A 13,761-nucleotide genomic window follows, 5' to 3' on the forward strand; every position below is an offset into this window, starting at 1 on the left:
CACCAAGGAGAGCAACAACGATGTTCGGATTCCGAAAGACCCGCGCGCTGCTGGGAGCAGCCGCGCTCACGATCGGCGTCGCGCTCGTCGCGTCGGGCTGCACCGCCGGCGGCGGTGCGCCCGAGGGCGGCAACGGCGGCGGCGAGGGCGGTGGCGAGGCCATCACCGTCACGTTCCTGCCCAAGAACCTGGGCAACCCGTACTTCGACACCTCGAGCAAGGGCGGCAAGGCCGCGGTCGAGGCGTTCGGCGGCGCCTTCGAGGAGGTCGGCCCGACCGAGGCCAGCCCCACCTCGCAGGTGCAGTACATCCAGACCGCCGCGCAGCAGGGCGTCAACGGCCTGGTCATCTCGGCCAACGACCCGAGCGCGCTGTGCGACGCGCTCGAGGAGGCGCGCTCGGCGGGCACCAAGATCGTCACCTTCGACTCGGACACCGACCCGGAGTGCCGCGACCTGTTCATCAACCAGGCCACCGCCGAGGGCATCGCCAAGGCGCAGGTCGACCTGATCGCCGAGCAGATCGGCGACGCGGGCGAGATCGCGATCCTGTCGGCGTCGGCCAACGCCACCAACCAGAACGCGTGGATCGAGCTCATGAAGACCGAGCTCGAGGCGAACCACCCCGACATCACGCTGGTGGACACGGTCTACGGTGACGACGACGACCAGAAGTCGTTCGACCAGACCGCCGCGCTGCTGCAGTCGCACCCGAACCTGAAGGGCATCATCTCGCCCACGACGGTCGGCATCGCCGCGGCGGCTCGCTACCTGTCGACCTCGGAGTTCAAGGGCAAGGTCGCCCTGACGGGCCTCGGCACCCCGAACCAGATGCGCGAGTACGTCGAGGACGGCACCGTCACGGCCTTCGCCCTGTGGAACCCCGAGGACCTCGGCTACCTTGCGGCCTTCGCCGCGCAGGCGCTGGTCGCCGGTGACATCACGGGCGAGGAGGGCGACAGCTTCGAGGCCGGCGACCTCGGCGAGTTCGAGGTCGGCGCCGACGGCACCGTGCTCCTCGGCGACCCGTTCGTCTTCAACGCGGACAACATCGGCGACTTCGACTTCTGAGCCACCAACACAAGAGCCCGGCCCCCGTGGGGGTCGGGCTCTTGTCTTGCTCAGAACACGTGCTGTCAGCGAGGACGTGCCGAATCGGATCCGATCAGGCATGTCCTCGCGGAGAACACGTCCTTTCAGGCTCGCGTCAGCGCGCGGTGCCGGGGGCCTGCGCGCGGCGCGGGCCGGTGCGGCGACGCGGCGCCGAGGAGTTCGCGGCCGAAGCCGAGCCACCGTGCGCCGAGCCGCCGTGCGCGGGACGCTGTGCGGGCTGGCCCGTCGAGGTGCTGTAGGTCGGCTTCGCGCCGGCGCCCTGGGCGCCGCGCTGGCCGCCCTGGCCGCGGCCCTGACCCTGGCGCTGGCCGCCCTGCGCGGCGGACTGGCCGCCGCCCTGGCCGCCGCGACCGCCGCGTCCGCGGCCGCCGCTCTGGCCCTGGCGCTGTCCGCCGTCGGCGCCCTCGCGGGCCGCGCGCTTGCGGCGGGCGTTGGCGCCCTGCGACTGACCGCCGCCGGTGGAGCCCTCGGCCGGCGCGTTGCCGACGCCGGGACCGCCCGCGCGGGGGGCCACGCGCTCGGCGACCTCGCCCGTGAGGCGGATGACGGCGGTGTGGTTCGCGGTGACGTGCTGCGGCTTGGCGTCGATGCCCGCGCGGCGCAGCAGGATCTCGGTGTCCTTGCGCTGCGAGGGCACCATCAGGGTGACGACGTCGCCCGTGTTACCGGCGCGAGCCGTGCGCCCCGAGCGGTGCAGGTACGCCTTGTGCTCGGCGGGCGGGTCGACGTGGACGACCAGGTCGACGCCGTCGACGTGCACACCGCGGGCGGCGACGTCGGTGGCGACGAGCACCTTCACCAGGCCCGACGAGAAGTCGGCGAGGTTGCGGTCACGGGCGTTCTGCGACAGGTTGCCGTGCAGGTCGACCGCGGGGATGCCGGCGGCGGTGAGCTGGCGGGCCAGCTTCTTGGCCTGGTGCTTCGTGCGGGTGAAGAACATGCGGCGGGCGGTGCCGGAGGCGAGGGCCTTGATGACCTCGGTCTTCAGCTCGGTGCTCGAGATCTCGAACACGTGGTGCGTCATCTGCGCGACGGGCGACTCGGCCGAGTCGATCGCGATGTGCTCCGGGTTCGGCAGGAAGCGGCTGACGAGCTTGTCCACGCCGTTGTCGAGCGTGGCCGAGAAGAACATGCGCTGGCCGCCGGCCGGCGTCTTCGACAGGATGCGCGTCACGCCGGGCAGGAAGCCCAGGTCGGCCATGTGGTCGGCCTCGTCGAGCACGGTCACCGCGATGCGGTCGAGGCGCACGACACCCTGGCCCATCAGGTCCTCGAGTCGGCCGGGGCAGGCCACCACGATGTCGACGCCGCGCGCGAAGGCGGTCTCCTGCGTGTTCTGCGACACGCCGCCGAAGACGGTCGTGACGGTCATGCCGGCCGACTTGGCGAGCGGCTCCACCGTGCGGGTGATCTGGGTGGCGAGCTCACGCGTGGGAGCCAGCACCAGGGCGACGGGCGAACCGGCCCGTCCGCGCTGACCCGCCTGCGCGAGACGCGCGACGAGCGGGATGGCGAAGGCGAGGGTCTTGCCGGATCCGGTCTTGCCGCGACCGAGCACGTCACGGCCCGCGAGGGTCGAGGGCAGCGTCTCGCGCTGGATGGGGAAGGGCGTCGGGCGCTCCATCGCGACGAGCGCGTCGACGAGCACGGAGGGGACGCCGAGGTCGGCGAAGGAGATCTGCGTATCGTTCGTCTGCGTCAAAGGGGCAGAAGTCATGGTTGTCTTTCGATGCTCCGGCCGCGCACGCGCGTGAGCGCAGGCGCAACGGTGCGCACGGCCGGGGGTGGCGAACTCGGCGGATGCCGGATCCGTTCGCCGCGGCAGGATGAGCGGGTCGTTCAGCCGGATGATCCGGCGAGCCCTGTCGAGACACGACGATGCGCTCGAGATCCGAGCGCACACCGACTTTATCACCCGGGGCTGTGCCCGAGCCGAGCGGTGGCGTCAGGCGCGGAGATCCGCTCCCGCGCAGTCAGACTGACGCGGATCCGGATCAGTCGCGCGGGCGGGAGGTGGACGATCGCACGCGCAGCTCGAACGGCAGCGGGGTGTCCGCGGGCATCTCGGCGTCCCGCGGCTCGAGCTGCGCCATCAGCACGTCGACGGCGGCGGCGCCCTGCTCGCGCGGGAACTGCGCGACGGTGGTGAGGCCGAAGAACTCGGACTGGTCGTGGTCGTCGACCCCGATGATCGAGATGTCGTTGGGCACCTGGAGGCCGAGATCGCGCGCGGCCAGCATGGCGCCGAACGCCATCTCGTCGGACGCCGCGAAGATCGCCGTCGGACGTTCGCGCAGGGGACCGAGCAGCTGCTTGGCGGCGCGGTAGCCGCCCTCGATGGTGAAGTCGGCGTCGGCGATGCGCGTGGCGACGATCGGGAGCTCGGCGTCGTTCATGGCGGCCTCGAAGCCCTGGCGGCGCTTTGTCGGCAGGTGGAAGTCGGCGTCCGACTCGTGGTCGCCGCCGATCAGGCCGATGCGGGTGTGTCCGAGGCCGACGAGGTGCTCGGTGGCGAGGCGCGCGACGGCCACGTCGTCGATCGCGAGCGTGTGCACGCCGGGGATCGGACCGCCGACGCCGACCAGCGGCTTGCCGATCGCGTGCAGGCGGGTGACCTCGGGCTCGGTGAGCTCGAGCGACACGGCGATCACCGCGTCGACGCGCTGGCGCAGCAGGAAGTGCTCGAACACCTCGCGACGCTCGTCGCCGTCGCCGGCGAGGTTGTAGAGGGTGACGTCGTAGCCCGCGCGCATCAGCCGCTGCTGGGCGCCCTCGAGCACGGTGGTGAAGTACCAGCGGTTGAGGAAGGGCAGCACGATGCCCACGTTTCGCGTGCGTCCGGAGGCCAGCGACGACGCCGCCTGCGACACCACGTAGCCGAGCTCGCTGGCCGCCTCGAGCACCTTCTCCCGCGCCTTCGCGGACACGTGCCCGCGGCCCGAGAGCGCGCGCGACACCGTGGCCGTGGACACCCCGGCCAGACGGGCCACCTCAGCGATGCTCATTCACGCGCTCCCTTGCGACGTTCGTTCATACGTGTTGTCGAGGGGCGGATCCGGATGGATCCGCCCCTCGATTATCGCGTCGATCCGGAGCGGCTCCGGATCAGCCCTGCAGCAGCCAGACGGCGGTGTCCGTCGGCAGCATCTTGTCGCCGTCGACGTCCTCCGCAAGAGGTCCGCTCGCCACCAGCACGCGGGCGTCCGAAGGCAGCGCGACGGGCTGCGCGCCGGGGTTGGCGATGACGAGCAGTCGACCGCTTCGGAAGGCGACGGCCGTCTCGGGCACATCGACATCGTCGGCCCACGCGAACTCCTCGGAGCCGAGGTGCAGCTCGCGACGCAGGCGCAGCAGCGTCTTGTACAGGTTCAGGGTCGACTCGGGATCCTGCGCCTGCACGTCGCGGGCGTAGGCATCCCAGTCGGACGGCTGGGGCAGCCACGCCTTGCCGGTCTCGCTGAAGCCGAACGCCGGGGCGCCCGCCTCCCACGGAAGCGGCACGCGGCAGCCGTCGCGGCCATAGCGCTCGCCGTTCGTGCGGAACCAGGTCGGATCCTGCCGCGCCTCGTCGGGCAGCTCGATCGCCTCGGGCAGTCCCAGCTCCTCGCCCTGGTAGAGGTACGCGGATCCGGGCAGCGCGAGCATCAGCGTCGTGTAGGCGCGGGCGCGGCGCAGGCCGAGCACCGGGTCGGGCTTGCCGGGGGAGAGGGGGCCGACGCCGTGGCCCTGCGGGGAGTCGGCGCCCAGCGCGAGGCGCGAGGCGTGACGGACCACGTCGTGGTTGGAGAGCACCCACGTCGACGGGGCGCCCACGCCGCCGAACGCGGCGAACGACTCGTCGATGATGCTGCGCAGCGCCGACGCGTCCCACTCGGTGTACATAAACGAGAAGTTGAACGCCTGGTGCATCTCGTCCGAGCGCACCCACTTGGCGATCTCCTGGGTCGAGGGCATCCAGGCCTCCGCGCACAGGGCGCGGTCGCCGTCATACTCCTCGAGCAGCTTGCGCCACTCGCGGTACACCTCGTGCACACCCTCCTGGCCCCAGTAGGGGACCGGCTCGGCACCGCCCATGGAGGCGGCGTCGACCGGCGGGACGTAGTCGGGCAGCTCGTTGTGCTTGACGAGACCGTGGGCGACATCAACGCGGAAGCCGTCGACGCCGCGGTCGAGCCAGAAGCGCAGGATGCGGTGGAACTCGGCGCGCACCTCGGGGTTGGCCCAGTCGAAGTCGGGCTGCGACGAGTCGAACAGGTGCAGGTACCACTGTCCCGGGCGACCGTCCGCCTCGGTGATGCGGGTCCAGGCGGGGCCGCCGAAGACCGACTCCCAGTTGTTCGGGGGGAGCTCGCCGTTCTCGCCCTTGCCATCGCGGAACATGTAGCGGCCGCGCTCGACGCTGCCGGGAGCCGCGTTCAGCGCCGCCTGGAACCAGACGTGCTGGTCGGACGAGTGGTTCGGCACGAGGTCGACGATCACGCGCAGGCCGCGGGCGTGGGCCTCCGCGAGCATCACGTCGAAGTCGGCGAGCGTGCCGAACAGCGGATCGACGTCGCAGTAGTCGGAGACGTCGTAGCCGGCGTCCTTCTGCGGGGAGGTCATAAACGGCGAGAGCCAGATGGCGTCGATGCCGAGATCACGCAGGTCGTCGAGGCGCGACGTGATGCCCGGCAGGTCGCCGACGCCGTTGCCGTCGCCGTCGGCGAAAGAGCGGGGGTAGATCTGGTAGATCGCAGCGCTGCGGTACCACTCGCGAGGGACCGGCCGCTGGTGGGAGGCGGCGGTCGGGGCGGGCCGCTCAGCCAGGGACGTTTCGGGTGTCATGAGAAGCAACGTTAGGCGATCGCGCCTGAAAGTGGAAACGCTTGCAGATGTGGATCGTCCATGACAGCATCACGGTTACACATCGATCCGCTGTTCTGGGCAGTATGTCCGTTTTGCGGATCCGAAGCAGGCATGTATACCTGTAATCGCTTGCAGAACTGGCGGAGTGGCCGGTTCGTGACACGAGAGGCAACAACACCAATGAAGGTGAACAGCAAGGGCCGCTGGATCGCGGCTTTCGCCATCGCGACGACCCTCGGCCTGGCGGGCTGCGCCCCCCAGGCCCCCGCCGACAACGAGACGAAGGCCCCCGAGGACGGCGGCGACGCCGCCTCGACCCTCACCGTCTGGGTCGACGCCGAGCGCGTGGACGCCCTTCAGGGTGCCGCCGACGCGTACACCGAGAAGACCGGTGTCGAGGTCGAGCTCGTCGGCAAGGACAACGCCGACATCAAGGACGACTTCATCCAGCAGGTGCCCACGGGCGAGGGCCCCGACATCACCATGGGCGCTCACGACTGGCTGGGCGAGCTCGCCACCAACGGTGTGGTGGCCCCGCTCGAGCTCGGCGACTCCTCCGACGCCTTCCTCCCGGTGGCGCTCCAGGCGTCGACCTACGAGGGCACCGTCTACATGCTTCCCTACGCGGTCGAGAACATCGCCGTGCTGCGCAACAAGGCGCTGGTTCCCGACGCCCCCACGAGCTTCGACGACATGGTCGCCAAGGGCACCTTCGTCGTGGAGCAGGGCGCCGAGGGCAACCCCTACCACCTGTACCCCTTCCAGACCGCGTTCGGCGCCCCGGTGTTCGGCACCAACGACGAAGGCTACGACGCGACCGACCTGCAGCTCGGCAACGCCGGCGGCGAGGAGTTCGCCACGTGGCTGGGCGGTCAGGGCAAGAACGGCACCGGCGTCTTCAACACCGACATCGACGGTGACATCGCCAAGCAGAAGTTCCTCGACGGCGAGGCCGCGTTCTGGCTGACCGGCCCGTGGAACGTCGGCGCCGCGGTCGACGGCGGCATCGACGTGGCCATCGACCCCGTCCCGAGCCCCACCGACAAGCCCGCCTCGCCCTTCGCAGGCGTCAAGGGCTTCTTCGTCTCGGCGGAGTCGGACAACAAGGTCGCCGCGAACGACTTCCTGGTGAACTACCTCGGTTCCGAGGACGCGCAGCTCGCGCTCTTCGAGGCCGGCAACATCCTCCCGGCCCTCTCCGCCGCGGCCGAGACCGCCTCGGCCGACCCGATCATCGGCGGCTTCGCCAAGGTCGGCGAGCAGGCCGTTCCGATGCCGGCGATCCCGGCCATGGGCAAGGTGTGGCAGTACTGGGGCATCGCGCAGGCCGAGATCATCAACGGCGCCGACCCCGTCGCGACGTGGCAGAAGCTCACGGCCGACGTCCAGGCGGCCATCGGCTGACGATCCGAGAAACGACCATCCGGGGTGGGTGAGCGCGGCTCCCCGCCCCGGGTGGCCTTCTCGCGTTGCGCGCGACTTTCCAGCACTGATCCGACGGGCAGGGAGCCATGACCATCGACACCTCGACCGAAGAACCGGTCACCGATCCCGCGGCGGATCCCGCGCGGACCAAGCGCCAGCGTCAGGCACGCGCGCTGGCCGATCGCGCGAGCGGCAGCCTCGCCGCTCTCATCGTCAAACTCGTCCTGCTCGGCATCGTCGACGCCCTCGCCGTGTATGCGGTGCTGGTGCTCATCGGCTTCGAGCAGTGGATCGTGATCGGCATCATCATCGCGGTCACGCTGTTCGTCAACTGGATCTACTTCTCCGGCCGCACCCTGCCGGCCAAGTACCTGACGCCGGGTGTCATCTTCCTCGTGCTGTTCCAGGTGTTCGTGCTGCTCTACACGGGCTACGTCGCGTTCACGAACTACGGCACCGGCCACAACGGCAACAAGGATCAGGCCGTCTCGTCGCTGATGGCCTCGGCTCTCGAGCGCGTGCCCGACTCGGCCACCTACCCCGTCACGATCGTCGAGCAGGGCGGAGCCCTCGGCCTGCTGGTCACCACCCCGGACGGCGACGCGCTCGTCGGCTCGCCCGAGCAGCCGCTGCAGCCGGCCGCGGGTGTGGAGTTCGACGGCGACAAGGCCGTCGCGGCCGACGGCTGGACCACCCTGAAGTTCGCCGACGTGCTGCAGCGCCAGAACGACGTCACCGAGCTGTCCGTGCCGTTCTCGGACGACCCGAACGACGGCGCGCTGCGCACCCCCGACGGAACCAGCGCCTATCTGTACACCTCGACCCTCGAGTACGACGAGGCCGCCGCCACGCTCACGAACACCGAGACCGGCGTGGTCTACCGCGACACCGGCGTCGGCGCCTTCACGGCGGATGACGGCTCGCAGCTGCTGCCCGGCTGGCAGATCACCGTCGGCTTCGACAACTTCGTCCGCGCCGTCACCGACACCCGGCTCGCCGGCCCGCTCGTGTACGTCACGCTGTGGACCTTCGCGTTCGCGATCCTGTCGGTCGCCACGACGTTCTTCCTCGGGCTCTTCCTCGCCATCGCGTTCAACAACGTGCGCATGCGCAGCCGCGCCGTCTACCGCGTGCTGATGATCCTCCCGTACGCGGTGCCGTCGTTCCTGTCGGCACTGGTGTGGGCCGGAATGATGAACCAGTCGTTCGGCTTCCTCAACCAGGTGATCTTCGGCGGCGCGGACATCCCGTGGCTGACGGATCCGTGGATGGCGAAGGTGTCGATCCTGATCGTGAACCTGTGGCTCGGCTTCCCCTACATGTTCCTCGTGTGCACCGGCGCGCTGCAGTCGATCCCGGAGGAGCTGCAGGAGGCAGCCACCGTCGATGGCGCCAAGCCCTGGGCGATCTTCCGCCTCATCAAGCTGCCGCTGTTGCTCGTCTCGGTGGCGCCGCTGCTGATCGCGTCGTTCGCGTTCAACTTCAACAACTTCAACGTGGTCTACATGCTCACCGACGGCGGACCACGCGACTCTGCGGCGCCGATCCCGGTCGGCTTCACCGACATCCTCATCTCGATGGTCTACAAGGTGGCCTTCACCGGCCAGACCCGCGACTACGGTCTCGCGAGCGCCTACTCGATCATCATCTTCATCGTGGTGGCCGTGATCTCGATCATCGCGTTCCGCCAGACCAAGTCGCTCGAGGAGCTGAACTGATGACCGCCATCTCGGACATCCCGCAGCGCAAGCAGTCGTTCGGCCGCTGGTTCGCCGACCTCGGCTGGCGCCACGTCGTCGGCATCATCGTCACCGCGTTCTCGCTGCTGCCGATCGTGTTCGTCATCTCGAGCTCGCTCAACCCGCGCGGCACGCTCACGGGATCGAACGCGCTGTTCTCGGCCATCGGCTTCGACAGCTACGCGCGCATCCTGAGCGATCCGAAGGTGCCGTTCGTCGCCTGGTTCGCGAACACGCTGATCATCGCCGGGATCACCGCCATCCTGACGGTGTTCCTCGGCGCGCTCGCCGCGTACGCCTTCTCCCGTATGCGCTTCACGGGCCGGCGCTTCGGGCTCATCACGATCGTCGTGGTGCAGATGTTCCCGCAGCTGCTCGCCGTCGTCGCGATCTTCCTGCTGCTGAGCGCGATCAGCGACTGGTTCCCCGCCATCGGCCTCGACACCCGGATCGGCCTGATCCTCGTGTACCTGGGCGGCGCGCTGGGTGTGAACACCTATCTCATGTACGGGTTCTTCAACACCATCCCGGTGTCGATCGACGAGGCGGCGAAGATCGACGGCGCGAGCCACGTGCGCGTGTTCTTCACGATCATCCTGCGACTGGTCGCGCCGATCCTCGCGGTCGTCGCCCTGCTATCGTTCATCGGATCCGTGAACGAGTTCGTGGTGGCCTCGGTCGTGCTGATCGACACCGACAACCAGACGCTCGCGGTCGGCCTGACCAAGCTGGTGTCGAACCCGCGCTACGCCGACTGGTCGGCGTTCTCGGCCGGTGCCGTGATGGCGGCGCTGCCGGTTGTCGCGCTGTTCCTGTTCCTGCAGAAGTACATCGTCGGCGGTCTCACGGCCGGTGCCGTGAAGTAAGCCGCAGGACTTACGGCAGAGGCGCCGGATCCGTCGGGATCCGGCGCCTCTCGTCGCGTTCGGGGGTGTGCGCGGCTCAGATGCCGAACTGCCGGCGCACGAGGCGCTCGGCGGCGTCGCCGTCGCGGTCCTTCATGGCCTGGCGCAGCTGCACGTAGTTCGCGCGCAGCGCCTCATTGTCGAGCATCGGCCCGACGTGCTTGAGGTTGCGCTCGAGCGCCACGTCGAGGTCCTGCAGGTGCTGGGAATACACCGTCTCGATGCCGAGCGATGCGATGTAGCGCGAGCAGGCGATGCGGGCATCGATCGATGCGTCGTCGTCGCCGATGGCGGCATCGGCCGCGTCGAGCAGCTGGATGGCGCGCTCGAGCTGGGCGTCGGTCATCACGGGCAGCGCTGCCCGCAGCTCGATGCCGCACTTGTAGCCGGCGTACGAGAGCGACGCCTTCACGATCTCGTCGGTGACGAGCGTGACGCGGGTGAAGCGGCTCGGCATCATCTCCACGAGACCGATGCGCTCGAGGCGCTGGAGGGCCTCGCGGATCGGCATGCGCGAGACGTTGAGCTTGTCGGCGAGCTCGGCGTCGCGGATCCGTTCTCCCTGCTCGAGCTCGCCCTGGATGATCGCGGCGCCGAGGAACTGGAAGACGGTGTCTGCCAGCAGCTGCTTGCCCTTGTCGATCGGCGCGAGTGCGCTCACAGAGATCTCCCTACGGATGCGTGGACGTGTCATTCGTCGGGGGAGGGTACGTGCAGCACACGCCAACCGTGCGCCCGCAACGATCAGAACCGCACCAGTGTAGCGGGGGCGGGAAGCGTAGCAGAATACTGCCTGCAGTGTGTCCCACTAGGTGGGGAGAACTGCTCAGTGCCGTCGTGATCTCGTGAGGCCGAGAGGGAGCACGTGCGTGCCCCCGAGGGTGTCGTCATCCAGCACGACCGCGTGAAGACCGAAGACCTCCTCGAGCAGTGCGGGGGTGATGACCTCCTGCGAGGGCCCCGCCGCGACGATCCGGCCCGCCTTCATCACCACGACCTGCGAGGCATAGCGGAGCGCGAGCGAGATGTCGTGGAGCACCATCAGCACCGTGCGGCCGTGGGCGTCCCGCAGATCCCGGATGAGCTCGAGCACTTCGAGCTGATGGGCCAGATCGAGGTAGGTGGTCGGCTCGTCGAGGAGTACGAGGTCGGTCTGCTGCGCCAGCGTCATCGACAGCCAGGCGCGTTGACGCTGCCCGCCGGACAGCTCCTCCACGGGCGTGTGCGCGAGATCCTCCACGCCCGTCGCCTTCAGGGCCTCGCGCACGATCTCCTCATCGTCCGCGCTGAACTGCGCGAACCAGCGCTGATGCGGATGCCGACCGCGCGAGACGAGATCCGCCACCGTGATGCCGGCGGGCGCCTCCGGACTCTGCGGCAGCAGCGCCAGTCGCGTCGCGATCGACCGGGTGCTCAGGCGCCGCAGCGACGTGCCATCCAGAAGCACTTCGCCCGCTGCCGGGGTGAGCACGCGCGTCAGTCCCCGCAGCAGCGTCGACTTGCCGCAGCCGTTCGGGCCGATGATCGCCGTGACCTCCCCGTCGGGAACGTCGAGGTCGAGGCCCTCGACGATGCGTCGGCCGTCGTAGGCGAGCGTGAGCCCGCGCGCTTGGAGCCGTGAGCTCATGAGCTCCTCCTCTGCATGGTGATCAGGAGCCAGACCAGATACGGCGCGCCGATGAGCGCGGTGCCGACCCCTGCGGGAAGCGGTACGGGCAGGATGCGTGCCGTCAGCAGGTCGGCCAGCACCACCATCAGCCCTCCTGTCAGCGCCGAGGCGAACAGAGGCGGTGTGCTGCCCCGGGTCAGAAGCCGCGCGATCTGCGGCGCGGCCAGTGCGACGAAGCCGATCGGCCCCGCGAGCACGGTGGCCACGGAGGAGAGCAGAACGGCCGCGATCAGCGCGACGGTGCGCGTGGCGCCGATCCGCGCACCGAGTCCGGTCGCCGTCGTCTCGTCGAAGGCGGCCAGTGCCAGGGGGCGCGCGAGCATCGTCGCGCCCGCGCAGAGCGCCAGGGCCGCCACCGAGAGCGGGGCGACCAGTCCCCATTCCTCGGCATTGAGCGACCCCGTCATCCAGGTCAGAGCCTGTGCCGCGTTGGTGACGTCGCCGAGCGTGAGCAGCCAGGAGGTCAGGCTCGAGGCGAGCCACGTGATGCCGAGCCCGACGAGGATGACGCGGTGCCCTGACACGGTGCCGCGGTAGGCGAGGACGAATACGGCGCCTCCCGCGAGGAGGCCTCCCGCGAACGCGGCGGCGGGCATCCCGATCAGCGCGGCGGCGCCCGAGAGACCGCCGGCTCCGCCGCCGGCGAGCACGAGCACGCTCACCGCGCCCAGGGATGCGCCGGAGGTGACGCCCAGCACATCCGGGCTCGCGAGAGGGTTGCGCGAGACGGTCTGCATCAGCGCTCCCGCCAGTGCGAGCGTCATGCCGGAGGTGATCGCCGCGACGGTTCGGGGGAGCCGGAACTCCTGCACGATCAGGGCGGTGCGTTCATCGGGGGCGTCACCCGCGAGAGTGCGCAGCACCGTGACCGGATCCAGCGAAGTGCTGCCCCACGCGAGGTGCACGGCGCACATCACGATCAGCGCGAGGAGAAGCAGCGAGGAGACGAGCACGGCGCGCGGACGCCACCGGATCGAGACCGGGCCGACGCGCAGCGTGGGCAGCAGGTCGGTCGTGCGAGGGAGCGCGGTCACAGGGAGACCAGCCGGCGACGTCGAGCGAGAAGGATGAAGAACGGCGCTCCCACCACCGCCAGGATCACCGACGCGGAGAGCTCCCCGGGGCGCGCGACGAAACGTCCCACGGTATCGGCGGCGAGCAGCACCGCGGCGCCGAGCACCGCCGAGGCCGCTAGCTGCCATCGGTGGTCGACGCCGACGACGGCGCGCGCGAGGTGGGGCACGATCAGGCCGGCGAAGGCGATGGGGCCCGCGAGCATCACCGAGGTGCCGGCGAGCAGGGTGATGGCGGCGATGCCCACAGTGCGCGCCCGCCCCACCCGCACGCCGAGCGAGGTGGCCGTCTGCACGCCGAGGGCCATCGCGTTCAGTGCGGGCGCGTTGAGCACCGCGAGCGCGGCGCCCAGCAGGGCGAACGGCCACATAAACGACAGGGCGCCGTTGCGCGATGCGAGCGATCCGATCTGCCAGAAGCGCAGCGAGTCGAGGGCGTCCATGTCGGTGAGCACAACGGCGGTGACCAGCGCCCCGGCCAGGGCGGACACCGCGACTCCCGCGAGCACGAGCGTGACCGGGGTCGCGCCGGCGCGCGAGCTCGATGCGATGGTGAAGACCAGCACCGCGGCCCCGAGCGCTCCGGCGAAGGCGAACAGGGCCTGCACGGGGCCTGCCGGGTCGCCGAGCGCGGCGGCGAGCACGATCGCCAGCGCCGCGCCCTGGAAGATGCCGAGCAGCCCCGGGTCGGCGATCGGGTTGCGGGTGTGGCCCTGGATCAGCGTGCCCGCCATGCCGAGGCACGCGCCGACGACGATCCCGAGCACGGTCCTCGGCACGCGCAGTCCCTGGATCGCGACGTCTGCGGCGGTGCCCGTCGGGGCGAACAGCGCCGTGAGCACCTCCGCGGGAGTGGTCGGCAGGCCGCCGATGGAGATGCTCGCCAAGACGGCGACGACGAGCACTCCGAGCATCGCCGCGAGAGGCAGGAGTCGGGGCTTTCGGGCGGCGAGGGGCGGCGTGCTCAGGGGGATGTCCGGTCTGCTAGCGTCG

At 70.1% G+C, this 13,761-nt stretch carries 11 protein-coding genes; 4 read left to right on the forward strand and 7 right to left on the reverse strand.

From position 1 onward, the window contains the following. Positions 1 to 20 precede the first annotated feature (20 nt). Positions 21 to 1,070 carry a rhamnose ABC transporter substrate-binding protein gene (gene rhaS / locus J5V96_RS06215; protein WP_208501780.1) on the forward strand — a complete coding sequence of 350 codons (1,050 nt, stop codon included), beginning with the start codon at positions 21 to 23 and terminating at the stop codon, positions 1,068 to 1,070. Between the two features lie 136 nt (positions 1,071 to 1,206). Here rhaS and J5V96_RS06220 read toward each other — a convergent pair whose 3' ends face one another. The 3 genes from J5V96_RS06220 to J5V96_RS06230 form a co-directional block, all read right to left on the reverse strand. Further along, the gene (locus J5V96_RS06220; RefSeq protein WP_208501781.1) at positions 1,207 to 2,829 is read right to left on the reverse strand and encodes a DEAD/DEAH box helicase; all 1,623 of its coding nucleotides are present in this window, start codon (positions 2,827 to 2,829) and stop codon (positions 1,207 to 1,209) included. A gap of 277 nt (positions 2,830 to 3,106) precedes the next feature. Continuing rightward, a complete protein-coding gene (locus J5V96_RS06225) occupies positions 3,107 to 4,117 on the reverse strand; it encodes a LacI family DNA-binding transcriptional regulator (RefSeq protein ID WP_208501783.1) in 1,011 nt (336 codons plus the stop codon). Between the two features lie 100 nt (positions 4,118 to 4,217). Continuing rightward, entirely contained in the window at positions 4,218 to 5,936 is a 1,719-nt protein-coding gene (locus J5V96_RS06230) for a glycoside hydrolase family 13 protein (RefSeq protein ID WP_208501785.1), read from the reverse strand. A 201-nt stretch (positions 5,937 to 6,137) separates the two neighbouring features. On the opposite strand from J5V96_RS06230, the gene J5V96_RS06235 reads away from it, so the two are divergent. From J5V96_RS06235 to J5V96_RS06245, 3 genes are all read left to right on the forward strand, one after another. After that, on the forward strand, positions 6,138 to 7,361 hold the full coding sequence (locus tag J5V96_RS06235) for a sugar ABC transporter substrate-binding protein (protein ID WP_208501787.1): 1,224 nt from the start codon (positions 6,138 to 6,140) through the stop codon (positions 7,359 to 7,361). A gap of 107 nt (positions 7,362 to 7,468) precedes the next feature. Next, positions 7,469 to 9,100: an ABC transporter permease subunit gene (locus J5V96_RS06240; RefSeq protein WP_208501789.1), complete on the forward strand. Its 1,632-nt coding sequence runs from the start codon at positions 7,469 to 7,471 to the stop codon at positions 9,098 to 9,100. Beyond that, positions 9,100 to 9,987 carry a sugar ABC transporter permease gene (locus J5V96_RS06245; protein ID WP_208501791.1) on the forward strand — a complete coding sequence of 296 codons (888 nt, stop codon included), beginning with the start codon at positions 9,100 to 9,102 and terminating at the stop codon, positions 9,985 to 9,987. Before J5V96_RS06240 ends, J5V96_RS06245 begins: the two co-directional genes overlap by 1 nt. 76 nt (positions 9,988 to 10,063) lie before the next feature. Here J5V96_RS06245 and J5V96_RS06250 read toward each other — a convergent pair whose 3' ends face one another. From J5V96_RS06250 to J5V96_RS06265, 4 genes are all read right to left on the reverse strand, one after another. Then, positions 10,064 to 10,687, reverse strand: a complete 624-nt coding sequence (locus J5V96_RS06250) for a GntR family transcriptional regulator (protein WP_208501793.1) — start codon at positions 10,685 to 10,687, stop codon at positions 10,064 to 10,066. Between the two features lie 165 nt (positions 10,688 to 10,852). Next, positions 10,853 to 11,653 (reverse strand): ABC transporter ATP-binding protein, encoded by an 801-nt coding sequence (locus tag J5V96_RS06255; protein ID WP_208501795.1) that lies wholly within the window; start codon positions 11,651 to 11,653, stop codon positions 10,853 to 10,855. After that, a complete protein-coding gene (locus tag J5V96_RS06260; protein WP_307793542.1) occupies positions 11,650 to 12,729 on the reverse strand; it encodes a FecCD family ABC transporter permease in 1,080 nt (359 codons plus the stop codon). Before J5V96_RS06260 ends, J5V96_RS06255 begins: the two co-directional genes overlap by 4 nt. Beyond that, a complete protein-coding gene (locus J5V96_RS06265; protein WP_208501797.1) occupies positions 12,726 to 13,682 on the reverse strand; it encodes a FecCD family ABC transporter permease in 957 nt (318 codons plus the stop codon). Before J5V96_RS06265 ends, J5V96_RS06260 begins: the two co-directional genes overlap by 4 nt. Between the last annotated feature and the right edge of the window lie 79 nt (positions 13,683 to 13,761).

The organism is Microbacterium stercoris (assembly GCF_017592545.1).
Classification (GTDB): Bacteria; Actinomycetota; Actinomycetes; order Actinomycetales; family Microbacteriaceae; genus Microbacterium; species Microbacterium stercoris.

What these genes read in the sequence shown, in the direction of transcription:
- J5V96_RS06265 (WP_208501797.1), bottom strand. Translation starts at nt 13,682, where the DNA reads ATGCTCGGAGTGCTCGTCGTCGCCGTCTTGGCGAGCATCTCCATCGGC.
- J5V96_RS06230 (WP_208501785.1), bottom strand. Translation starts at nt 5,936, where the DNA reads ATGACACCCGAAACGTCCCTGGCTGAGCGGCCCGCCCCGACCGCCGCC.
- J5V96_RS06225 (WP_208501783.1), bottom strand. Translation starts at nt 4,117, where the DNA reads ATGAGCATCGCTGAGGTGGCCCGTCTGGCCGGGGTGTCCACGGCCACG.
- J5V96_RS06220 (WP_208501781.1), bottom strand. Translation starts at nt 2,829, where the DNA reads ATGACTTCTGCCCCTTTGACGCAGACGAACGATACGCAGATCTCCTTC.
- J5V96_RS06245 (WP_208501791.1), top strand. Translation starts at nt 9,100, where the DNA reads ATGACCGCCATCTCGGACATCCCGCAGCGCAAGCAGTCGTTCGGCCGC.
- rhaS (WP_208501780.1), top strand. Translation starts at nt 21, where the DNA reads ATGTTCGGATTCCGAAAGACCCGCGCGCTGCTGGGAGCAGCCGCGCTC.
- J5V96_RS06235 (WP_208501787.1), top strand. Translation starts at nt 6,138, where the DNA reads ATGAAGGTGAACAGCAAGGGCCGCTGGATCGCGGCTTTCGCCATCGCG.
- J5V96_RS06240 (WP_208501789.1), top strand. Translation starts at nt 7,469, where the DNA reads ATGACCATCGACACCTCGACCGAAGAACCGGTCACCGATCCCGCGGCG.
- J5V96_RS06255 (WP_208501795.1), bottom strand. Translation starts at nt 11,653, where the DNA reads ATGAGCTCACGGCTCCAAGCGCGCGGGCTCACGCTCGCCTACGACGGC.